22 protein-coding genes are annotated in these 20,722 nt (G+C 68.4%); 7 read left to right on the top strand and 15 right to left on the bottom strand.

Going from position 1 to position 20,722, the window contains the following annotated elements; translation table 11 throughout:
- Nucleotides 1-205: 205 nt before the first annotated feature.
- The 7 genes from ABE485_RS18155 to ABE485_RS18125 all read left to right on the top strand — a co-directional run bounded on the left by ABE485_RS18155 (nt 206) and on the right by ABE485_RS18125 (nt 8,164).
- Nucleotides 206-370 (top strand): hypothetical protein, encoded by a 165-nt coding sequence (locus tag ABE485_RS18155; RefSeq protein WP_346516661.1) that lies wholly within the window; start codon nt 206-208, stop codon nt 368-370.
- A 144-nt stretch (nt 371-514) separates the two neighbouring features.
- Nucleotides 515-1,735 carry a CaiB/BaiF CoA transferase family protein gene (locus ABE485_RS18150; protein ID WP_346516660.1) on the top strand — a complete coding sequence of 407 codons (1,221 nt, stop codon included), beginning with the start codon at nt 515-517 and terminating at the stop codon, nt 1,733-1,735.
- A gap of 17 nt (nt 1,736-1,752) precedes the next feature.
- Nucleotides 1,753-2,550 (top strand): enoyl-CoA hydratase/isomerase family protein, encoded by a 798-nt coding sequence (locus ABE485_RS18145; RefSeq protein ID WP_346516659.1) that lies wholly within the window; start codon nt 1,753-1,755, stop codon nt 2,548-2,550.
- 10 nt (nt 2,551-2,560) lie between these two features.
- On the top strand, nt 2,561-3,784 hold the full coding sequence (locus tag ABE485_RS18140; protein ID WP_346516658.1) for a CaiB/BaiF CoA transferase family protein: 1,224 nt from the start codon (nt 2,561-2,563) through the stop codon (nt 3,782-3,784).
- Nucleotides 3,781-6,120, top strand: a complete 2,340-nt coding sequence (locus ABE485_RS18135; protein WP_346516657.1) for an acyl-CoA dehydrogenase — start codon at nt 3,781-3,783, stop codon at nt 6,118-6,120. The genes ABE485_RS18140 and ABE485_RS18135 overlap by 4 nt, the downstream gene beginning before the upstream one ends.
- Before the next feature lie 46 nt (nt 6,121-6,166).
- Nucleotides 6,167-7,138 (top strand): Bug family tripartite tricarboxylate transporter substrate binding protein, encoded by a 972-nt coding sequence (locus ABE485_RS18130; protein ID WP_346516656.1) that lies wholly within the window; start codon nt 6,167-6,169, stop codon nt 7,136-7,138.
- A gap of 63 nt (nt 7,139-7,201) precedes the next feature.
- Nucleotides 7,202-8,164: a LysR family transcriptional regulator gene (locus ABE485_RS18125; RefSeq protein WP_346516655.1), complete on the top strand. Its 963-nt coding sequence runs from the start codon at nt 7,202-7,204 to the stop codon at nt 8,162-8,164.
- Nucleotides 8,165-8,186: 22 nt separating this feature from the next.
- Here the strand turns inward: ABE485_RS18125 and ABE485_RS18120 are convergent, their stop codons facing one another.
- The 15 genes from ABE485_RS18120 to ABE485_RS18050 form a co-directional block, all read right to left on the bottom strand.
- Nucleotides 8,187-9,104, bottom strand: coding sequence for an amidohydrolase family protein (locus tag ABE485_RS18120; RefSeq protein WP_346516654.1), 918 nt, complete (start codon nt 9,102-9,104; stop codon nt 8,187-8,189).
- Entirely contained in the window at nt 9,101-9,715 is a 615-nt protein-coding gene (locus tag ABE485_RS18115) for a carboxymuconolactone decarboxylase family protein (RefSeq protein WP_346516665.1), read from the bottom strand. Before ABE485_RS18115 ends, ABE485_RS18120 begins: the two co-directional genes overlap by 4 nt.
- 13 nt (nt 9,716-9,728) lie before the next feature.
- Nucleotides 9,729-10,343, bottom strand: coding sequence for a glutathione S-transferase family protein (locus ABE485_RS18110; protein ID WP_346516653.1), 615 nt, complete (start codon nt 10,341-10,343; stop codon nt 9,729-9,731).
- Nucleotides 10,344-10,381: 38 nt separating this feature from the next.
- Complete coding sequence (locus ABE485_RS18105; protein ID WP_346516652.1) at nt 10,382-11,026, bottom strand: flavin reductase family protein; 645 nt, start codon at nt 11,024-11,026, stop codon at nt 10,382-10,384.
- 37 nt (nt 11,027-11,063) lie between these two features.
- Nucleotides 11,064-12,029, bottom strand: a complete 966-nt coding sequence (locus ABE485_RS18100; protein WP_346516664.1) for a Bug family tripartite tricarboxylate transporter substrate binding protein — start codon at nt 12,027-12,029, stop codon at nt 11,064-11,066.
- 55 nt (nt 12,030-12,084) lie between these two features.
- The gene (locus tag ABE485_RS18095; protein ID WP_346516651.1) at nt 12,085-13,065 is read right to left on the bottom strand and encodes a Bug family tripartite tricarboxylate transporter substrate binding protein; all 981 of its coding nucleotides are present in this window, start codon (nt 13,063-13,065) and stop codon (nt 12,085-12,087) included.
- A gap of 126 nt (nt 13,066-13,191) precedes the next feature.
- On the bottom strand, nt 13,192-14,130 hold the full coding sequence (gene speB / locus ABE485_RS18090; protein ID WP_346516650.1) for an agmatinase: 939 nt from the start codon (nt 14,128-14,130) through the stop codon (nt 13,192-13,194).
- 29 nt (nt 14,131-14,159) lie between these two features.
- Entirely contained in the window at nt 14,160-14,783 is a 624-nt protein-coding gene (locus ABE485_RS18085; protein WP_346516649.1) for a cupin domain-containing protein, read from the bottom strand.
- A 33-nt stretch (nt 14,784-14,816) separates the two neighbouring features.
- Nucleotides 14,817-15,518, bottom strand: coding sequence for an urea carboxylase-associated family protein (locus ABE485_RS18080; RefSeq protein WP_346516648.1), 702 nt, complete (start codon nt 15,516-15,518; stop codon nt 14,817-14,819).
- A gap of 48 nt (nt 15,519-15,566) precedes the next feature.
- Nucleotides 15,567-16,880 (bottom strand): M20 family metallo-hydrolase, encoded by a 1,314-nt coding sequence (locus ABE485_RS18075; protein WP_346516647.1) that lies wholly within the window; start codon nt 16,878-16,880, stop codon nt 15,567-15,569.
- Entirely contained in the window at nt 16,877-17,713 is an 837-nt protein-coding gene (locus ABE485_RS18070) for an amino acid ABC transporter ATP-binding protein (protein WP_346516646.1), read from the bottom strand. The genes ABE485_RS18075 and ABE485_RS18070 overlap by 4 nt, the downstream gene beginning before the upstream one ends.
- 13 nt (nt 17,714-17,726) lie before the next feature.
- A complete protein-coding gene (locus tag ABE485_RS18065; protein ID WP_346516645.1) occupies nt 17,727-18,374 on the bottom strand; it encodes an amino acid ABC transporter permease in 648 nt (215 codons plus the stop codon).
- Nucleotides 18,371-19,084, bottom strand: coding sequence for an amino acid ABC transporter permease (locus ABE485_RS18060; RefSeq protein ID WP_346516644.1), 714 nt, complete (start codon nt 19,082-19,084; stop codon nt 18,371-18,373). Before ABE485_RS18060 ends, ABE485_RS18065 begins: the two co-directional genes overlap by 4 nt.
- 28 nt (nt 19,085-19,112) lie before the next feature.
- Entirely contained in the window at nt 19,113-19,946 is an 834-nt protein-coding gene (locus ABE485_RS18055; protein ID WP_346516643.1) for a transporter substrate-binding domain-containing protein, read from the bottom strand.
- Nucleotides 19,947-20,190: 244 nt separating this feature from the next.
- The gene (locus ABE485_RS18050; RefSeq protein WP_346516642.1) at nt 20,191-20,721 is read right to left on the bottom strand and encodes a thioredoxin family protein; all 531 of its coding nucleotides are present in this window, start codon (nt 20,719-20,721) and stop codon (nt 20,191-20,193) included.
- Between the last annotated feature and the right edge of the window lies 1 nt (nt 20,722).

Here is a 20,722-nt window from a genome sequence, read left to right as displayed (position 1 = left end):
GCCGGCCGGTATAACAGCTTGGTCGTGGGGCTGTTTCCGCCCAAATTTAATAACTGCGCGCAACGCGCGGTAACTAAGTGGGGGGAATCCATGGGGGGTGGCCGCCCTGTTCGTTTTCCGCGCCCCACCCCGGATGCGCCGCCCTATAATCGTCCCATACGCTGCTAGCCACGCGCCTGCTGAGGGGCAGACGCAGGAGACCCCTATGAAATCCTCGTTGAAGCATCTGCTTTCCCTCCTGGCCGCGGCCCTTCTGCTGGCCGGATGCACGCCCGGCCAGGGCGGCCCGCCCCATCCCGGCGCGGTCAACCCCTACAGCAGCGGTGGTTTCCGCGACCCTGGCCCCAACTACCCCGACACCGGCAGGTAAGCGCGGCCGTCCCTTCCCCTCCCTGTCGCCCGCGCCGCCCTGGCGCGGCGCGAACCGCATAACAGCTTTGCGCCCCCGGGCTCCTCCTCCGGAGCCCGTCGAATCCTAGACTGCCTGCACATCACCGCAGTCAAGGAGAAGGCTTTGCAGCCGCTGTTATCAAACCTGAAAGTGCTGGACCTGAGCCGCATCCTGGCCGGCCCCTGGGCCAGCCAGATCCTGGCCGACCTGGGCGCGGACGTCATCAAGGTCGAGCGGCCCGGCCAGGGCGACGACACGCGCTCGTGGGGCCCCCCGTTCCTGAAGGACGAACACGGCCAGGACACCACGGACGGCGCCTATTTCATCGCCACCAACCGCGGCAAGCGCTCCATCACGCTGGACCTGCAAACGCCCGAAGGCCAGGCGCTGGTCAAGGAGCTGGCGCGCGACGCGGACGTGGTGCTGGAAAACTACAAGGTCGGCACCCTGGCGCGCATGGGGCTGGACTACGAATCGCTGTCCAGGATCAACCCGCGCCTGGTGTACTGCTCGGTCACCGGCTTTGGCCAGACGGGGCCGCGCGCCGCCGAGCCCGCGTACGACTTCCTGATCCAGGCCATGGGCGGCCTGATGAGCGTCACCGGCGAACGCGACGACAAGCCCGGCGGCGGCCCCCAGAAGGTGGGCGTGCCGATCGTGGACCTGACCACCGGCGTGTACGCCGCGCTGGGCATCGTGGCGGCGCTGCTGCGCCGCGCGCAGACCGGCCAGGGCGAATACATCGACGTCGCGATGCTGGACGTGCAGGTCGGCCTGCTGGCCAACCAGGCCATGAACTTCCTGCTGGGCAACAAGGTGCCACGCCGCACCGGCACCGCGCATCCCAACATCCAGCCGCAACGCACGTTCGCCTGCGCGGACGGCGACATCGTGATCGTGGTCGGCAACGACGGCCAGTTCGCCACCCTGTGCGGCATGCTGGGCAAGCCGGAACTGGCCCGGGACCCGCGCTATGTCACCAACAGCCAGCGCGTCCGGAACCAGGACTCGCTGGATCCCGTCCTGGACGCCATCTTCGCCACGCAGCCGCGCGCCCATTGGCTGGCGGCCCTGAAACAGGCCGGCGTGCCCGCCGGTTCCATCAACACCGTGCCCGAAGTCTTCGAAGACCCGCAGGTGGCGCACCGCGCCATGCTGCGGCGCCTGCCCCATCCCGTCGCCGGCTCGGTGCCGCAGGTGATGAACCCGCTGCGCTTCGGCAACTCGGCGCTGCGCGCGGACGCCGCGCCGCCGCTGCTGGGCCAGCACACCGCCGACGTCCTGGGCGAGCTGGGCCTGTCCGCCGAGCAGATCCAGGACTACCGCGACCGCAAGATCATCTGAACAACAAGGAGAGAGACATGAGCATGCCGGAGAACCTGGCAGGACCCTACACGGCGCTGGACGTGACGATCGAGGGCGGCGTCGCGACGATCCTGCTGGCCAACCCGCCCGTCAACGCGCTGAGCACCGAGATGATGAACGAGCTGTCCTGGGTGCTGGACCGCATCTCGGAAACGCCCGAGGTGCGCGCCGTGGTGCTGTCGGGCCAGGGCAAGACCTTCTGCGCGGGCGCGGACCTGAAGAACCGCGCCGCCACCATCAAGGGGCCGGGCGACCTGCCGCAGCATTCGCGCCGCACGCGCGAGTGCTTTCACGCCATCCGCGAATGCGCCAAGCCCGTGGTCGGCGCGATCAACGGCGCGGCGCTGGGCGCCGGCCTGGCCATCGTGGCCTCGTGCGACATCCTGCTGGCCGCCTCCGATGCGGTCGTGGGCCTGCCCGAGATCAACGTGGGGCTGCTGGGCGGCGGACGGCACGGGATGCGCCTGTTCGGCCACTCGCGCCTGCGCCGGATGATGCTGACCGGGCTGCGCGTGGACGGCGACGAACTCTACCGCCTGGGCATCGTCGAGGCTTCCGTGCCCGCCGACGCGCTGATGGGACGCGCCATGGAGCTGGCGCGCGAACTGGCATCCAAGAGCCCGCTGGCCACCGTGCTGGCCAAGCAGACGCTCAACGCCATCGAGGACATGAGCCTGCGCGACGGCTACCGCTACGAACAGGACATGACAGCCGCCATCGCCAAGACCGAGGACGCCCAGGAGGCGCGGCGCGCCTTCCTGGAAAAGCGCGCCCCCGTGTTCCAGGGCAAATAAGGGGGCCGACATGACCAGTGCATTGGAAGGCGTGAAGGTCCTGGACCTGAGCCGCGTATTCTCCGGACCGTGGGCCGCGCAGATGCTGGCCGACTTCGGCGCCGACGTCATCAAGGTGGAGCGCCCCGGGCGCGGCGACGACGTGCGGCACCAGGGCTATCCCATGCCCGGGCGCGACGGGACGCCCAGCCAGGAAACCTCGTCGTTCGTCGCGATGAACCGCGGCAAGAAATCCCTGACCGTCGATATCTCGCGGCCCGAAGGCCAGGCGCTGGTGCGCCAGCTGGCGCAGAAGGCGGACATCGTCATCGAGAACTTCAAGGCCGGCGACCTGCGGCGCTACGGGCTGGACTACGCATCGCTGTCCGCCCTCAATCCGCGGCTGGTGTATTGCTCGATCACGGGCTTCGGCCAGACCGGGCCCTACAGCCATCTGCCCGGCTACGACCCCATCTTCCAGTCCATGAGCGGACTGATGAGCGTCACGGGCGTGCCCGACGGCGAGCCGGGCGCGGGGCCGGTCAAGGCGGGCTATTCGGTGTCCGACCTGACCGCGGGCTTTTATGCGGTGTCCGCCATCCTGGCCGCGCTGCGCCATCGCGACCAGATCTCCGGCGTGGGCCAGCATATCGACCTGGCGCTGCTGGATGCGCAGATCGCCGCCATCTCGCACATCGGCATGAACTACCTGGCCAGCGGCAAGCTGCCCGCGCGCATGGGCTCGGCCTCGCAGATCACGGCGCCGTTCCGCGCTTTCGAGTGCCGCGACGGACACCTGATGGTGGCCGTGGGCAATGACTCGCAGTTCCGCAGCTTCTGCAGCGTGATCGGCCTGCCCGCGCTGGCCCAGGATCCGCGCTTCGACACCAACCCCAAGCGGGCGGCGGCGCAGGCCGAGCTTTCCCGGCTGATCGAGCCCGCCATGCTGGCGCGCGGCGTCGCGGACTGGAACCAGGCCCTGGCCGCCGCCAACGTGCCCTGCGGCCCCATCTACACCATGGACCAGGTATTCGAGGACCCGCAGGTGCGGCACCGCGAAGTCCTGGGCAGTGTGGAGCATCCCCGGCTGGGCAGCATGCCGGTCATCCGCAATCCCATCCACTTCTCCGGCACGCCGATCTCGGCCGGCCTGCCGCCGCCCATGCTGGGCGAGCACACCGCCGACATCCTGCGCGCCGAACTGGGGCTGTCCGCCGAGGAAGTCCAGCGCCTGCACGCGGAGGGCATCGTATGAGCGCCGTGGACCATGAACTCATCGAAGAGATCCGCGACAGCGCGCGGGACTTTCTTCAACGCCGCGACCAGCGCCAGCGAAAGCGCCGCGCGGCGGCGCTCGACCGCGAGTACTGGCAGGAGATCGCGGCGGTCGGCTGGCTGGGCATGAGCGTGCCCGAAGCCCGCGGCGGCCTCGGCCTGGGCTGGCACGCGATGGCGGCCGTCATGGAAGAAGCGGGCCGCGCCCAATTGCCCGAACCGCTTGCCGGCGCCGGCGTGCTGAGCACGGCGCTGCTGGCGGGCATCACGCCGGCCGGCGATGCCGGAGCGCGCGACCGGCTGCTGGAAGCAGTCTGCGCCGGCACCCGGATCGTGGGCCTGGCCTGGCAAGAGACCGAAGGCCAGCTCGAGGCCGGCGAGGCCGCGGGCGCCTTCGGCGTCACCGTCACGGCGCGGGAAGGCGCCTACGTGCTGAACGGCGAAAAGCGCCACGTCATTCCGGGCGCCGACGCGGACGGCTGGCTGGTCACGGCGGACGGCGAACAGGGCACGGCGCTCTTCTACGTCGCCACGGGCACGCCGGGTGTCGCCGTGCAGGCGCACGAGCGCGCGGACGGCTCCGCGGCGTGCCATCTGGTCCTTGAATCCGCCGTCGTGCCGCACGATGCGCTGCTGTCGCGCGAAGGGGTGCTGGACGCCGTCGACGAGGCCATCGACTACGGCCGGCTGATGCAATCGGCCGAGCTGGTCGGCGTCGCGCGGCAGGTGCTGGAAGATTCGGTGGCCTACCTGAATACGCGCAAGCAGTTCGGCCAGCTCCTGTCGTCGTTCCAGGCGCTGCAGCATCGGCTGGTGGACGCGGCCATGCAGGCCGAACTGGCGTCCAACAGCCTGCTGGACGCGCTGAACGCCATTGCGGCCGCGCCCGCCGACGCCAAGGCGCGCAAGGCCGCGGCCAGCCGGGTGAAGGCGCGCGCCGCGCGCGCCGGCATCGAGGCGTCGCGGCTGGCCATCCAGCTGCATGGCGCCATCGGCTATACCGACGAATGCGACGTCAGCCTGTATTTCCGCAGCGCCCTGCACCTGGGCGCCTGGCTGGGCAACACCACCGCGCACCGCCAGCGCTACGGCGCGCTGGCGGCGGATCCCGCGCCGCCGGCCGACGACGACGGGGATGATGCCGCGCACGCCGAGTTTCCCCGCGACGCGGACTGGAACGGCATGCCCGAAGCCGAATTCCGCAAGCTGCTGCGCCGGTTCTTCCGCGCCCATTACCCGGAGCACCTGCGGCACGTGCCGTGGCGGCTGCATTGGGACGAGATCAAGGCGTGGTACTACACGCTGTCGCGCCAGGGCTGGATCGCGCCGTCGTGGCCGCGCGAGCATGGCGGCATGGCGCTGTCCCCCGCCCGGCAGATCGCCTTCATCGAAGAAGCCGAACGCTACGGCGTGGCGCGCGCGCCGGACCAGGGGCTGGTCATGCTGGGCCCCATCCTGATCCGCCACGGCACCGACGACCAGCGCGCGCGCTTCCTGCCCGGCATCCTGTCGGGCGAGGCGGTGTGGGCGCAGGGCTACTCGGAGCCAAACGCCGGTTCGGACCTGGCCTCGCTGCGCTGCGAGGCCGTGATCGACGGCGACGAACTGGTGGTGACGGGCCAGAAGACCTGGTCCACGCTGGCCCAGGACGCCACGCACATGTTCATGCTGGTGCGCACCGACAAGACGGTCAAGAAACAGGCCGGCATCAGCTTCCTGCTGGTGGACCTGGACAGCCCGGGCGTGAGCCGCCGGCCGATCCGCACGCTGTCGGGCCACGAGGAATTCTGCGAGGTGTTCTTCGACCAGGTGCGCGTGCCGCGCGCCAACCTGGTCGGGGAGCTGAACGCGGGCTGGGGCATCGCCAAGGCGCTGCTGGGTTTCGAGCGCCTGTTCAGCGGCAGCCCCAAGCATGCCAGCCACGCCTTGCAGCAGATTTTCAGCATCGCGCGCCAGCGCGGCCTGCTGGCCGACCCGGCATTCGCCGACCGGCTGGCGGAACTGCGGCTGGACAGCGCCGACCTGACCGCCATGTACCGCGTCTTCGCGGACATGGCCAAGGCAGGACGCGCGCTGCCGCCCGAGCTGTCGCTGCTGAAGATCTGGGCGACGGAAACGCATGAACGGCTGGGCGCCCTGCTGATCCAGATCGCCGAGGAATACGGCGGCGCGGCGATGCGCCTGGGCTATGGCAACGGCAACGTGCATGCGCTGGCACCCTACGTCAACGCGCTGGCGGCCACCATCTTCAGCGGCACCAACGAGATCCAGCGCAACATCTACGCCAAACAGGTCCTGGGCCTGCAAGGCGCATGACAACGACAACGCGCCGGCCCGAGCCGGCGCATCAGGAGAGAGACAAATGAAGAAAGCAACCGCGTTGACGGTGGCGGCGATGATCCTGGGCGCGGCGGCCGCGCCCGCCGCGCAGGCCGCGCAGCCGTGGCCCAGCCAGCCCATCCGCCTGATCGTGCCCTACCCGCCGGGCGGCTCGGTGGACAACCTGGCGCGCCTGCTGGCGCCGAGCCTGGGCCAGCGCCTGGGCCAGACCATCGTGATCGAGAACAAGGCGGGCGCCAGCGGCACCATCGGCGTCGACGCGACCGTGCGCGCCACGCCCGACGGCAGCACCTTCGGCTTCGGCGTGCCCGGCGCCATCACGGGCCTGCCGCACGTCATGAAGGTGCCCTACGACGTGTCCAGGATCCAGTACGTGTCGCTGGTGGCGCGCATCCCGCAGGTGATCATGGTCAATCCGTCGCTGCCGGATTCGACGCTGGCGGCGTTCGTGGACAGCGCCAAAAAGCAGCCGGGCAAATACAACTACGGCTCCGCCGGCAATGTCACCACGCCGCACCTGGGCGGCGAGCTGCTCAAGCAGCAGACCGGCATCGACATCATGCACGTGCCCTACAAGGGCGCCGCGCCGGCCGTGACGGCGCTGCTGGCCAACGAAGTGCAGATGTTCCCGGGCGACGCGTCGGCGGCGCTGGGCTTCATCAAGTCGGGCAAGCTGCGCGCGCTGGCCGTGGCCAGCCCCGAGCGCTTCGAGGGGCTGCCCGACGTGCCCACCACGAAAGAGGCCGGCTTTACCGGCATCATCGTCGAATCCAACTACGGCATCATCGCGCCCACCGGCACGCCCAAGGACATCGTGGACAAGATGTCGGACGCGATCGCCAAGTCGCTGGCCGACCCGGTCCTGCGGCAGAAGATGATCGACCAGGGCGCCATCCCCGTGGCCACCACGCCCGACGCCTACCGCGCGCTGATGGAGGCGGAATCGAAGAAATGGGGCGAGGTCATCCGGCGCGGCAAGCTGGGCCTGGAATAGCGCCATGGCCGGACGCTTTTGCCGTACGCTTATGCCGAATCCCCCGACCGCCGACTTTCGACCATGCCATCTGCCAAAGCCACGGGCCTGAGCCTGGACATCACCGCCGACCTGCACAAGTGGCGGGCGTTCCTGGCCATCGCGGAACTGGGCAGCATCACGCGAGCCGCCCTGTACCTGGACCAGGACCAGTCGGTGCTGAGCCGCCGCATCAACGCGCTGGAACGCGAGTGCAATGCGCGGCTCTTCAACCGCACCGGCCGCGGCGTGCACCTGTCGGAAGTGGGCGAACGCCTGTTTCCGCTGGTGCAGACGCTGCTGGGCGACGCCGAACGGCTGGAACTGGAACTCAACGGCGAGGCCCGCGAGCCCGCCGGCGAGGTCACGCTGGGGCTGCTGCCGTCCACGGCGCATCCGCTCATCCGCAGGCTGTTCTCGCGGCTGCGCCAGCAGTTCCCCAAGGTTCACCTGAAGATCCTGGAAGGCTCAAGCGGCCAGATCGAAGAATGGCTGACGGACAGCCGCGTGGACATCGCCATCCTGTACCGCTACGGCGACAAGTGCCCGCCCGGCGAACAGGTGCTGGCCTACGTGGATTCCTATCTGGTCGGCGCGGCGGGCGATGCGCGCACCCAGGCCGGCGAAATCACCTTCGACCAGCTGGACGGCCTGCCCTTCATCCTGCCCGGCGCCCCCAACGGCCTGCGCAACGCGCTGGACGGCCTGGCGCGGGCGCGCAAGATCACCATTGCGCCGCTGATCGAGGCCGACTCGCTGCCGCTGATGAAGTCCATCGTCGAACACGAGAAGATGTACACCGTGCTGCCGCTGCATGCCGTCTGGCAGGAGGTGCAGGAAGGCCGGCTCAGCATCGCGGCCCTGCGCGATCCGACGATGAGCCGGATCATATCCATGGCGTTCGCGCGCGCCAAGGGCCCCGGCCGCACCGTCATGGAGGTGGCGGCGCAGATCGAAGCCCTGGTGCGCGAGATCGGCGGCGAAGGCGTCTGGCACGCCAGCCCGTAGGCGCGGGTCGGCGCGCCGGCGCTTACTCGAAGCCGTAAAGCCGCGCGGGGTTTTCCACCCAGACCTTCTGGCGCAGCGCATCGCTGCCCAGCCAGCCGTGCGCCAGGTCGACCAGCGCGTCGGCCGACGGCGCGGCGGCGCCCATCCGCACGAAGGGCCAGTCCGAGCCCCACAGCACCTGCTGCGGGTTGGCGGCCGTGAACGCGTCATGGATGAAGCGCGCGTTCTCGTAATCCGGCGCGGTTCCGACGCGGCACACCGTCAGCTTCATCCAGATCCGACCGTCGGCCAGCAATCCGCGCAGCAGCTGGAAGACGGGATCCGCTTCGCCGCGCGCCGGCACGAGACTGCCCAGGTGATCGATGACAATCGGCAGGTCCAGCCCCGCCAGCGCCGGCAGGTGGCGCAGATAGGTGTCGCAGGGCGCCCAGAGCTGCGCGTGCAGGCCGTGCGCCTTCATGCGCGGCGCCAGCGCCGCAACCTGGTCGAATCCGACGCTGCCGGGAAACAGGTTGCCGGCGGGGTCGCGCGCCTCGACAAAGCGCAGGCCGCGCACACCACCTTCGTACAGATCACGCAGCTGCGCGTCGGTGACCGTCGGATCGGCCACGGCGATTCCGCGCAGGCGGTTTGCGCCCTGCGCCAGCGCGTCCAGCAGCGCATCCGGGTTGGTGCCATAGGGCGCCGGCTGCACCAGCACGCCGCGCGCCGCGCCCAGCGTGTCCAGCATGCGCAGGTAGCGCGGCGCCGCGGCGTCCGGCGCGGCGTAGGACGACGGATGCTGCAGCGGAAAGCGGTCGTAGGGACCGAAGACGTGGCAATGCGTGTCGCAGGCGCCCGCGGGCAGCGCCTGTGCAGGCGCGACCGGCATGCGCGGCGTCTCGACGCTGTCGGGCACGTAGGGGCTGGCTTGCCGGCCCCCGCTGGCGGCGGCGCTCATGATTGCCCCCGCTTGCCCAGCGGCGCCAGCCGGCTGAGCGCCGGCCCGCCGTCCTCTTGCGGCGTGTCCAGCGGCGGCGGCGCCTCGTCCGGCATCGGGATCTCGTGCGCGTTCAGCGTCATGGAGACCATGGTGTAGTAGCCGATGACGGCCGTCAGCTCCACCACGCCCACGGCGGCCCAGCGTTCCACCGCCTGGGCGTACAGGGCGGGCTCGACCTGCCCGGTTTCCTGGATCTGGCGCGCAAACTCGTAGACCACTTCGTCGTCGCGGTTGTCGAACACCGGCGTGGCGCGCGCCTGGATCGCGTCCAGCACCGCGTCCGCAATGCCGGCGGCGCGCGCGGCCTGCGCGTGGATGTGCCATTCGATCTGGCTATTCCAGCGGCGCGCCGTCACCACGATGGCGAGTTCGCTGACGCGGGGCGGCAGGCTGGTGCCAAAGCGCAGCAGCGCGCCCAGCGCCTGCCAGCGCTCGGCCAGTTCGGGACTGTGCAGCGCGGCGCGCAGGGGGCCGACAAGACGGCCGCGCGGTCCCGAGACGATCTTCTCGTACACGCGCTTCTGGTCATCGGTCATGCTGTCGGGGTCGGGCAGCGGGATGCGGCTCATCATCGTCCTTTCTTTACGGGGTTTCGTCGGGCTGGGTGCGCGCCACCGACGGGCGCGCGGCGAAGCGCTCGTGCCAGGCGGCCAGCGCCGGATGCCCGTCGCGCCAGGCGATGTCCGGAAAACGATAGTCCATGTAGGACAGCGCGCAGCCGATGGCGATCAGCCCGAGGTCAAAGCGGGACGCCTGCAGCGCCGGGGCCTCGGCTTCCAGCGCGGCCAGCACCGCCTTCGTCTTCAGTGCAAAGGCATCCAGCCACGCCGGCGTCTGCCTTTCCGCGGGCTTGTTGCGTTCCTGGCGGAACAGCAGCAGCGCATCCAGGAAGCCGTCGCCCAGCGCCTGGCGCCGTTCGGCCAGCAGGCGCGCCCGGGGTTCGGCGGGCAACAGGCCGCAGCCCGTCAGATCGTCCAGGTAAGCGCAGATGACGCGCGAGTCATACACCGGCGTGCCGTCGTCCAGCACCAGCGTCGGCAGCTTGATGAGCGGGTTGTCGGGCACCAGGTCCAGGTTGGGCTTGTCCATCGCGACCGGCGTGCGCACCAGCGTCACGCGGTCCGCGATGCCGGCCTCGTGCAGGACGATCATCACCTTGCGCACGAAGGGCGAACGCGGCGACCAATGCAGTTTCATCGATAGGCTCCAAAAAGATTCAACGTCGGGCGGGGCGGTCAGTGCCCCTGCGCGGGCCGCACGGCCGGGTCATTGGCCGCGTCCGGGGCGCGCATCTGGAAAAGATCGCTGGTGTGCGCATACCAGCCGGCGCCATGCATGCGGCCTAAAAGGCGCAGCGCCGGCGTGTCCACATAGAACTTGTCGGAGTTGAGCAGCGCGTCGTCGCGCAGGTACAGCGCCACCACGCGCGCCAGCACGATCACGCGCTGCGGCGCCGCATCCAGCACCTGCCAGACCTCGCATTCCAGGGCGGCCGGGCTTTGCGCGATGCGCGGCGGCGCCACGAGCAGGGACGGTTCGGTCGCCAGGCCCGCGCGCGCCAGTTCGTCGATGTCGGCGTGGTAGTCCAGGCTGGTGTGGTTCATCTGCTCGGCCAGTTCGGCCGACACCAGGTTGATGACGAACTGCCGCGTTTCCAGGATGTTGCGCGAGGTGTCCTTCAATTCCCCGCCGCGCGGGCCGATGCCCAGCGCGACGATGGGCGGATCGCTGCTGACCACATTGAAGAACGAGAACGGCGCGGCATTGAGCGCACCCTCTGCGGACTGGCTGACCACCCAGGCGATGGGCCGCGGCACCACCACGCTGGATAGCAGCTTGAAGGCGTCGGCCGAGGCCAGCTTGCTGAAATCGAAGTTCATGGATTCGGCGCCCTGCGCGGCGAAGAAGAGGTAGAGGTCATTTGGCCAGCAGCCCCAGCGTGCCCAACAGGCGCTGCATGTCGGCGCGATCCTTCTGGACGTAGGCGTCGGCGTCCTGCGGGGACAGCGCCATCAACTCTATCGCCTGGTCCTGCATGACGCGGCGGTAGTCGGGATCGTCGTTCACGCTCCGGACGGTGTCGCTCAGCTTCTGCACGATATCGGCCGGCGTGCCGGCGGGCGCGGCCAGGCTGTACCAGGTGGCCGCCTGCGCGCCCTTCACCCCGGCCTCGTCCAGCGTTGGCACGTCGGGCAGCAGGGCCGACCGCTTGTCGGCCGCGTAGGCCAACGGCACCAGCCTGCCCTGGCGGATGAACGGCAGGCTGGCCGACAGGTTCAACATGGCCAGGTCGATCTGGCCGCCCACCGCGTCGTTGATCGCGGGCGAGGCGCCGGCGTAGGGGATGTGATTGAGCTGCACGTGCGCCACCTGCTGGAACAGTTCGGCCCCCAGGTGCGTGGCGCCGCCCACCCCGGCCGACCCGTAGCTGAGCTTGCCGGGTTCCGCCTTGGCCCGGGCGATGAGCTCGGGCACCGTCTTGATGTTGCGGGACGGATTGACGACCAGCATGATGGGCTGCACCGCCACCACCGAGCAGAACGCAAAGGCCTTGATGCCGTCGTACATCGTCTTCTGCATCAGCGGCGTCACGACGTGGCCCGCGGACGTGCCCAGCAGCAGGGTGTAGCCGTCCGGCTTGGCGCGGGCCACGAAACCCGTGCCGATGGACGCGCCCCCGCCGGGCTTGTTCTCCACCACCACCGGCTGGCCCAGCCGCTTTTCCAGCGCGCGCGCCAGGCTGCGCGCCACCACGTCGGCCGGGCCGCCGGCCGCGTACGGATTGATCAGGGTGATGGGGTGGTCGGGATAGGCCTGCGCCGCGCCAACGGGTCCGGACACGGCGGACAGGACGGCGGCGGCCGCAAGCAGGGATCGGATCATCGACGGCATGGGATTTCCACTCGGTTGCGTAAGCGGTAGAAGGACAAGGCGGCGGTCAATCGGCGCGCGCGCCGGACTGTTCGATGATCCGCGCCCACTTCTGCGTATCGGTGCGGATGCGTTCGGCGAATTCCTCCGGCGTGCTGTGGGTCGTCTGGATGCCGTAGCCGGCCATGCGTTCGACCATCTGCGGCGAGGTCATCACGCTCTTGATGTCCGCGTTCAACCGGTCAATGACCGCCCGCGGCGTACCCGCCGGCGCCAGCACGCCTGACCACAGGCTGACTTCGTAGGATTCGAAACCCGGTGATTCGGAAATGGATGGCACGTCCGGCAGGGCCGCCAGCCGCTTGCGGCTGGTCACGCCCAACGCCTTGACCTTGCCCTGCTTGACCTGGTCGATGAAATTGGACGAGGTGTCGATCATCATCGAGATGCGCCCGGCCAGGAAGTCGTTGATGGCCCCGGACGTCCCCTTATACGGAATGTGGCGGATGTCCGCGCCCGCCGTGGTCTTGAACATTTCGCCCGCCAGGTGGCTGGTGGTGCCGTTGCCCGAAGAACTGAAGGTCAGCTCGCCCGGCCGCTGGCGGGCAAGCTCCGCCAGTGCCGTCACGGAATCGACCTTCAGCGCCGGATCGACCACCAGCAGATTGGACGTCAGGTTGGTCAGCGAGACCGGCGCGAAGCTCTTTTGGGGGTCATAGCGCAGCTTGGCGTACAGCGACGGGTTGATCGTCAGGACGCCCATCGTCGAATACAGCAGCGTGTAGCCATCGGGCGCCGCGGTGGCCACGGCCTCGGCCCCGATCGAGCCGCCCGCCCCGCCGCGGTTCTCCACCACGACGGACTGGCCCAGCTTTTCCCCCAGGCCCTGCGCCAGGGCCCGGGCCATCAGGTCGGTGGCCCCGCCCGCCGGAAACGGAACGACCAGCCGCAGGGGCCGGTCGGGATAGGGGCCTGCCGCCACGGCGGCGGGAATCAGGCCCACGCCGAGCCACAGGCCGACCGCGGTCAGCGCGCTTGCCATTTTCATGCTGTCTCCAAACATCCTTTTTGTGTTTGGTGCATGGTAGGCGCGCGGGCCGGGCCGGGCTATGCGCGGGATCGCATATCTGTTTTGCGCGGCCGGGTCCGGCCTTTTCCCGCGCTCGGTTTGACGTCAGGCGGCGTAGGGACGCGCCAGCAGGCAGAGGCACTCGTACATCAGTGTCGCCCCCAACAGGGCAGTATTGCCGCTGGGGTCGTAGGGCGGCGACACCTCGACCACGTCGGCGCCGACGAAATCCAGCCCTTCGAGTCCGCGCAGCAGCGCCAGCGTTTCGCGGGTGGACAGCCCCCCCACTTCCGGGGTGCCGGTCCCGGGCGCATAGACCGGATCCAGCCCGTCCACGTCCAGGGACAGATAGGCCGGGCCATCCCCGACAACCCGTCGGGCCTCCTGGATGATGGCCTGCACGCCCGCGGCGTCGAACTCCTCGATAAAGACGACCCGCATCCCGCTTTCCAGGGAATAGCGCCAGCCCTCGTCCGTGTTCTGCGCGCCCCGGATGCCGATCTGGATGGTGCGCGCGGGATCCAGCAGCCCGGCCTCGACGGCGCGCCGGAAGGGCGATCCGTGGCTGAATTTCGATCCTACGTAGTAATCCCAGGTATCGGTGTGCGCATCGATATGCACCATGCCCAGGGGCCGCGCCGGCGCAATCGCCTGGAAGACCGGAAACGTGATGGAATGGTCGCCGCCCGCGATCAGGGCCTTCTTTCCCGCCGCGAAGATCGGTTCGAAGAAGCGGCGGATATCCTCATGGGCGCGCTCCAGATGAAAGACATCCGTGAACGGCACGTCGCCCACGTCCGCCACCCTGCAGGCGGCGAACGGGTTGAATCCCGTGACGTGATGAATCGCGCGCATCATGGTCGACATGTTGCGGATTTCGCGCGGGCCGAAGCGTGCGCCCGGCCTTGCCGTCACGCCCCCATCGAACGGCACGCCCGCCAGGGCGATGTCGAAATCCTCGAGTCCGCGGGCCTGCGGCACCCGCATGAAAGTGGGAATGCCGCTGTAGCGCGGCAGTCCCTGCATCGAAGTGTCGGTGCTCATTGCTGTGTTCCGTGGTGATGCGCCCCGGATCAGAATGTGGCTGGCGTATTCACCCACAACACGCGCGCCACGGTCCGACCCGGATTGCGGTAGCTATGCGGCACATCGCTGGAAAAGTAGAAGGAATCGCCCGCCTGCATGACATGGACCTCGGATCCCAGGCGAAGCTCGAATTCGCCCTCGATGACGTAGCCCATTTCCTCGCCCGCATGCGCGATCTGCTCCAGGCTTTCCGCCTTGGGTTCCAACTGGTGGATATCGGCCTGCAGCAGCTGGCCGCGCATCGGCACGATCACCCGCTCGAGCTTGACGCCCGGCTTGCGTCCGCGCTGGCTGGTGAACTCGATGATGGGACGGTCGGCCTGCCGGATCACGGGCGACGAGGGCGGCGCGTGCGCCGCCGTCAGTTCGGCCACGTTGGTGCCCAGCGCGCGGGCCAGGCGATGCAGATTGGCCAGCGACGGCATGGCCTGCCCGCGCTCGACGCGCGACAGCAGGCTTTCGGAGCAGTCCGCCGCCTGCGCCAGCGCCTTGAGCGTCATGCCATGCACCATGCGCGCATGCTTGAGCCTGGGCCCCAGGGCGGACAGGGCGGGTTCGCCCTCGTGCTGCGCGCGCGGCTCCGCCGCGGATTCCAAGCCTTTCTTTGCCATATGCGTGTACCGCGTTGTCGTAGGAAGAAAGCGTCAGGCCTGCGCCAGCACCGAGAAATGCACCTCGACCGGACGGTTATCGTTGATCGGCACGATGTCTTGCGGGCAGGCCGACAGCACCACGACGCAGTCCATCTCGGCGCGCAGGTCGACATAGTCGCCCGCCTTGGACACCGGGGGCAGCCACTGCACGCCGCCGTCGGCGCCGACCGGAATGTTCATCCACAGATTCAGGGGCTGGGGCACTTCGCGGGCGCGCAGGCCGATCGCCTTGAGCGCCAACCGCATATTATCTGCGCAATTGTCGTGGTAGTGCTCGACGCCCAGGTTGCGGTAGCGGTAGGCGTCGCAGGCCGCCATCAGCGTGTCGTGCACGCCGGGCGACGTGTCGGCCGTCATCGTCATGATGCTGCGGCGGCGGTTGCTGAAAAGCGGGTCGCCCGCCTTGGGAATGATCCGGTCGATCGCGGCGCGGGCATGTTCCATCGACATGAATTCACTCAGGTCGTCGCTCTTGAATGCCCAGGTGTCGCAGACCTGGCTGCCGTGCGTGTTCACGATGCGGATGACCTGGCCCTTGGCCACGCGCACCGCGCGGCCGTGCCGGGCCGGGACTTCATAGACCTTGCCCAGTTCCGGCGTGCCGTCCGGCGAAATCGGCTCGCGATGCGTGTTGTTCAGTCCAACGGGCTCGCCATTGTCGGCGACGGCGGGTTGGGCGATGTATTGATCCATGGTGCGTATCCTTCGATGAGAGGGGGTAATAAGTTCAGGGTTGAATGGCTACGTCCGACTGCCCGGCGTATTCGCGGGCGCGGATTCGGCCAATTGCAGGAGACACCACGCCAGCGCCCGCGTGCAGGAGGCCAGATCGGCAATGGGCGTGTCTTCGGCGGGGTGATGACTGACGCCTTCGATGCTGGGCGCAAACAGCATCGCCGTCGGGCAGAAGCCGGCCATCGGCATCGCGTCGTGGAACGCGCCCGACAGCATCTGGAGGTGGCGCATGCCGAGGGCCTCGCAGGCCGCCGTCGTCAAGGCCACCAACTGCGGCGCGAACCGGACCGTCGGCTTATCCTGCAGGACATCGATACGCGCCCCCGGGGGCAATGCGGCATCCATCACGGCGCGCACCGCATCCAGCGCGCCGGCATCCGGATGGCGCGCGTCGACCGTAAAGTCCACGCGGTCGGCGATCGTATTGATGGCGCCCGGAGCGCAGTCCCAGCGGCCGATCGTGACGCGCAGGCGCTCGTCGCCGCAGTCCCTGGCGTGGGCCAGCACCGCGTGCGCCATTGCAATGGCCTTGGCCTGCGCATCGTCGCGATTGGCCAGCGGCGTGGTTCCCGCGTGCGCGCTGCGTCCCGGCACACTGACGCGGTACCAGCGCACGCCCTGGATCGCGGTGACGCAGCCCACCTGCAGCCCCTGCGCCTCCAGCACCGGGCCCTGCTCGATATGGGCTTCCAGGTACGCATGCACGGGCGCGCCCAGGGCGCGTTCCATCCAGGGCCAACCCTGGCGCTTCGCGTGCGTCCTGAAGTCCGCCACCGCCGCGTCGCGCGCCGTCTCGAACGACACCCCCTGGCTGTCGGCGACGGACAGGAAATCCGCCAGCCGGTCCGCAGCGGTAAAGGAGACCGATCCCATCAGCCCCGGCGCAAACCGCGAGCCTTCTTCATTGGTCCATATGACGACGTCCAGCGCACGCCGGGTGGCGATGTCCAGGCTGTCCAGCGCTTCAAATACCTCCAGCCCCGCCACCACGCCAAAAGCGCCGTCCAGCCAGCCGCCCAACGGCTGGGTGTCCGCGTGGCTGCCCGTCATGACCGGCGCTGCTGCGGCGTCCGTGCCGGCGCGGCGTATATACACGTTGGCCGCCGCGTCGATGCCGACCTGATAGCCGGGCCGGGTGGCGAAGTCCCGCGCCAGCCAACGGCGCGCCTCCAGCTCCTCGGCCGTCAGCGCCTGCCGCGCCACGCCGCCGGTCGGCACACCGCCGTGCTGCGCCAGACCGCGCAAGCGCCGTTCCAGGCGCTGCGCATCGACCGCTTGCGCCAGCGCATCGGCCACGTCATGGAATTCGCTGGCGCTCATTGAGAAGCTCCTGCAAGGGCCGCTTCCTGGCGCGCGGCGCTGCCCAGGCTGCGCCGTATCCAGGGTTGCAGAAAGGCCTGGACCCGCGGATGCTCGGGCCGGCGGATAATCTGGTCGGGCGTGCCGATCGTCACGACGCGCCCCTTTTCCATGAAGACAATGCGATCGGACACCTCAGCCGCGAAGCTCATTTCGTGCGTCACCATCACCATGGTCATGCCCTCGCTCGACAGGGACTTGATGACCTCCAGCACTTCGTCGACCAGCTCAGGATCCAGCGCCGAAGTGGGTTCGTCCAGCAGCATCGCTTCGGGCCCCACAGCCAGCGCCCTGGCAATTCCGACACGCTGCTGCTGGCCCCCGCTGAGATTGCCCGGCAGCGCGTCCGCCTTGGCGGCCATGCCCACCCGTGCCAGCGCATCGGCCGCCACCTTGCGCGCGCGGTCCGGCCGCATGCCCTTGGCCAGCGTAAGCGGCGCCATGACGTTGGCCAGCGCTGTCATATGCGGCCACAGGTTGAACTGCTGGAACACCATCGCGAGCGGCGCGCGTACTTCGGCGACGACCCGGTCGGATTCGGGCAGCATCTGGCCCGAAGGCCCGTGGCGATAGCCCAGCAGGGCCCCGCGCACTCGCACTTCCCCCTCGTCATAGGCTTCCAGGAAATTCATGCAGCGCAGCAGCGTTGTCTTGCCTGATCCGGACGGGCCGATCAGCGTCACGACTTCGCCCTGCATGACGTCGAGGTCCACGGCGGCCAGCACCTGGTGGCCGGCGAACGATTTGCCCACGCCGCGCAGCGACAGCATGGGAACGGGTACGGGTGTATTCATGGTTGGCAATTCCTCAAAGCGCCACTTGCCGCGCCAACAGCTTTCCCAGGCGGTTGATCAGCAGCGACAGCGCCCAATAGCTCAGCGCCAGCAATAGATAGGGCTCGATGTAGACGAACTGTTCGGACACCACCTTGCCCGCGGTCATCGTCAGCTCCGGCAAGGTGATCACCGACGCCAGCGCCGATTCCTTCATCAGCAGGATGGTCTGGTTGACGACGAGCGGAACGCTGGCGCGCAGGGCCTGCGGACATTCGATGCGCAGGAAGACCTGCCGTCGTGTCAGGCCCATGCAGCGGGCCGCTTCGATCTGCCCGCGCGGAATGGTCTGCCAGCATGCGCGGAAGATCTCGGCGAAATAGGCGCCGCCATAGACCGACAGCGTCAAGGCCGCGGCGGCGAAGGGATCCATCGATATCCCCAGCGCCGGCAGGCCGAAATACACGATAAAGAGATGGATCAGGAAGGGCACCCCGCGCCAGACTGCCGTGTAAGCCCAGTAGAGCCACGCCAGAGCCGTCAGCCGGGTCTCGCGCAGCAGGTGCATCAGGAAGCCCAGCGCCAGCCCGCCTGCCAGCCCCACGGCCACCAGGGCCACGGTCCGCAATGCGGCGGCGCCAAACACGGGCAGCAGCTGCCCCAGCAGAGTCAGGTCGATCATGTCTTGTTGATGGCCATGCGGTTCATCACTGCGGCGCTGGCGCGACGCCCCTGTCCCATCCGCTTGCCCAGCCAGGCGCCCAGCGCAAATATCGCGCCGGTCATGAGCAGATAGGTCGCTCCCACGGTCAGGTAAACCTCCAGCGGACGGAAGTTCGCGGCCACGATCTGCCGCCCTCCCCGCGCCAGTTCGGCCACGGCAATCACCGACACGATCGACGAATTCTTCACCACATCGATGGCCTCGGACACCAGCGCGGGCCAGACGGCGCGCGCCACCTGCGGCAGCTGGACATAGCGGAACACCTGCTGCGGCGACAGGCCGAAAATGGCCGCCGCTTCGATCTGCCCCTTCGGCACGGCCGCCAGCCCGGCGCGCAGGATTTCCGACTGGAAAGCGCCGGAGTTCATGCTCATGGCCAGCACCGCCACCAGCAGCGGAGGCAGGTCCAGGCCGAACGCGCTGGGCAGGTAGAACAGCATCAGCAGTTGAACCAGCAAGGGCGTGCCGCGAAAGAAGCTGACATACAGCGCAACGGCACGCGGCAGCACGCCGCGGCCATGCCGATGCAGCGACATGCCCAGCAGCGCCGCCCCCAGAACGAAGCCCGCGACGATGGCCGACGCGGCCACGATCAGCGTCATGCCGGCACCGTGCAGCAGCACGGGCAAGTAAGCCGCAAAGCGTTCGGCGAAAGTGGCGGCATTCATCAGGCGGAACTCCGAAGACAGGCGCGGATCACAGTTCCGGAGCCGGCACCGAGTCGGTCGGCACTTCCATCGTGAAGCCGAACCACTTGGTTTGCAGCGCCTGCAATTGGCCCGACTTGGCCGCGCGCGCAATGCCGTCAGAGAAGAACTTCACCAGCGAGGCGCTGTCTGCATCCTTGCGGCCGACCCAGCCGAAGTAGGTCTTGGGGCCGATGGGCTTGTCGATCACCGCATATACGTCCGACCGCGTCTTCACCAGCGTCGCCAGATTAGCCAGCGACTGCGCCACCGCCGACAGGCGGCCCGCCGCCAGGTCGGCGTAGGCTTCATCGAAGCTGACGTACTCGCGGATGGTGACGGCGGGCTTGCCTTCGCTTTGCAGTTTCCTGGCGTAATCCTGCAAGGCCTTCAACTGCGCCGACCCCGCCTGCGAGCCGACCACCTTGCCCGCAATGCCGGCCGGATCGGTCAGGGCCGCGTCTTCCTTGCGCTTGACCAGCGCGGTCGTGGCGTCCGCGATCGGCACCGTGAACGCAAACTTGTCCGCGCGATCCTTGGTCATGGTGACGGACGTCACCACGAAATCGAAGCGCTTGGTCGCCAGGCCCGGCAAGATGCCCTGGAACGGCACGTCGAACTGCTTGACCTTCACGCCGGGCGCATCAGCCAGGATCAGGTTCATCAGATCCGGGCCATAGCCCACGATCTTTCCGTCCTGCACGAATTCGAACGGCGCGAATTGCGCCTCGGTGCCGACGACGATCTCTTTCTTGCTCTTGATTGTTTCCAGCAAGTCGGCGCTGTGCGCGGCGCCGGCCATGAATAAAGACATCACTCCAGCGAATACGCGGCGTAGCAGCATGACAATTCCCCTGTGTCTGAGTATCCGGACCGGGCAGGCGCCCGGCCATGTAAGTCACTGGCACTCTATGCAAGTCACTTGCATACACATCAAGCAAGTTTCATGCCAACTTGCTTGCCTGCGGAACGGGGAACAATCCGCAGGCTTGCGCACCAGGCTGGTGCGCTTTGCGGCGCAGACGGGCACCAGAATGGTGGCGTCCGCGCCGTCTGTGCAACGGGCGCGTCGGGCGACAGCAGTCCGCTCAGCCCGGCTGCGCCAGCAGGCGCTGGATCTCCGCCTCGGTCTCTTTGTACCGGCCTTCGCCGAAGTGGCTGTACACGACCTTGCCCTGTTTATCGATCAGGTACGCCGCGGGCCAGTACTGGTTGCGGTAGGCGCTCCAGGTGGCGTAGCGGTTGTCCTGCGCCACCGGGTAGGTGATGCCGAAGCGCTGCAGGGCCTTTTCCACATTGGGCGTGGACCGTTCGAAGGGGAACTCCGGCGTATGCACGCCCACCACCACCAGCCCCTGGTCCTTGTACTTCTGGTGCCAGCTCGTGACGTAGGGCAGCGTGCGGATGCAGTTGATGCAGGTGTAGGTCCAGAAATCCACCAGCACGACCTTGCCGCGCAGCGACTCCATCGTGAGCGGCTCGCTGTTGAGCCAGTTTTCGATCCCGGTGAATTCCGGAGCCTGAGGTGCGGCGGCGGCTGGCGCAGCCTGCGCGGCGCCTTGCATCAGGGAGGCGGCGATCAGCGCGCCCAGGGCAATCTTCTTGAACGTGGCAAACATG

It is taken from the genome of Achromobacter spanius, assembly GCF_039673305.1.
Lineage (GTDB): Bacteria > Pseudomonadota > Gammaproteobacteria > Burkholderiales > Burkholderiaceae_B > Achromobacter > Achromobacter spanius_F.
The sequence above is the reverse complement of the archived record's forward strand: the minus strand, read 5'-3'. Positions and strand labels throughout refer to the sequence as shown.

Excerpts from the sequence above, each read along its gene's own strand:
- ABE485_RS18120 (WP_346516654.1), bottom strand. The coding sequence starts at position 9,104 with ATGAGCGCCGCCGCCAGCGGGGGCCGGCAAGCCAGCCCCTACGTGCCC.
- ABE485_RS18125 (WP_346516655.1), top strand. The coding sequence starts at position 7,202 with ATGCCATCTGCCAAAGCCACGGGCCTGAGCCTGGACATCACCGCCGAC.
- ABE485_RS18130 (WP_346516656.1), top strand. The coding sequence starts at position 6,167 with ATGAAGAAAGCAACCGCGTTGACGGTGGCGGCGATGATCCTGGGCGCG.
- ABE485_RS18100 (WP_346516664.1), bottom strand. The coding sequence starts at position 12,029 with ATGATCCGATCCCTGCTTGCGGCCGCCGCCGTCCTGTCCGCCGTGTCC.
- ABE485_RS18050 (WP_346516642.1), bottom strand. The coding sequence starts at position 20,721 with ATGTTTGCCACGTTCAAGAAGATTGCCCTGGGCGCGCTGATCGCCGCC.
- ABE485_RS18145 (WP_346516659.1), top strand. The coding sequence starts at position 1,753 with ATGAGCATGCCGGAGAACCTGGCAGGACCCTACACGGCGCTGGACGTG.
- ABE485_RS18075 (WP_346516647.1), bottom strand. The coding sequence starts at position 16,880 with ATGAGCGCCAGCGAATTCCATGACGTGGCCGATGCGCTGGCGCAAGCG.
- ABE485_RS18065 (WP_346516645.1), bottom strand. The coding sequence starts at position 18,374 with ATGATCGACCTGACTCTGCTGGGGCAGCTGCTGCCCGTGTTTGGCGCC.
- ABE485_RS18105 (WP_346516652.1), bottom strand. The coding sequence starts at position 11,026 with ATGAACTTCGATTTCAGCAAGCTGGCCTCGGCCGACGCCTTCAAGCTG.
- ABE485_RS18110 (WP_346516653.1), bottom strand. The coding sequence starts at position 10,343 with ATGAAACTGCATTGGTCGCCGCGTTCGCCCTTCGTGCGCAAGGTGATG.
- ABE485_RS18085 (WP_346516649.1), bottom strand. The coding sequence starts at position 14,783 with ATGGCAAAGAAAGGCTTGGAATCCGCGGCGGAGCCGCGCGCGCAGCAC.
- ABE485_RS18095 (WP_346516651.1), bottom strand. The coding sequence starts at position 13,065 with ATGAAAATGGCAAGCGCGCTGACCGCGGTCGGCCTGTGGCTCGGCGTG.
- ABE485_RS18070 (WP_346516646.1), bottom strand. The coding sequence starts at position 17,713 with ATGAATACACCCGTACCCGTTCCCATGCTGTCGCTGCGCGGCGTGGGC.
- ABE485_RS18140 (WP_346516658.1), top strand. The coding sequence starts at position 2,561 with ATGACCAGTGCATTGGAAGGCGTGAAGGTCCTGGACCTGAGCCGCGTA.
- ABE485_RS18055 (WP_346516643.1), bottom strand. The coding sequence starts at position 19,946 with ATGCTGCTACGCCGCGTATTCGCTGGAGTGATGTCTTTATTCATGGCC.
- ABE485_RS18115 (WP_346516665.1), bottom strand. The coding sequence starts at position 9,715 with ATGAGCCGCATCCCGCTGCCCGACCCCGACAGCATGACCGATGACCAG.
- ABE485_RS18060 (WP_346516644.1), bottom strand. The coding sequence starts at position 19,084 with ATGAATGCCGCCACTTTCGCCGAACGCTTTGCGGCTTACTTGCCCGTG.
- ABE485_RS18155 (WP_346516661.1), top strand. The coding sequence starts at position 206 with ATGAAATCCTCGTTGAAGCATCTGCTTTCCCTCCTGGCCGCGGCCCTT.
- ABE485_RS18080 (WP_346516648.1), bottom strand. The coding sequence starts at position 15,518 with ATGGATCAATACATCGCCCAACCCGCCGTCGCCGACAATGGCGAGCCC.
- ABE485_RS18135 (WP_346516657.1), top strand. The coding sequence starts at position 3,781 with ATGAGCGCCGTGGACCATGAACTCATCGAAGAGATCCGCGACAGCGCG.
- speB (WP_346516650.1), bottom strand. The coding sequence starts at position 14,130 with ATGAGCACCGACACTTCGATGCAGGGACTGCCGCGCTACAGCGGCATT.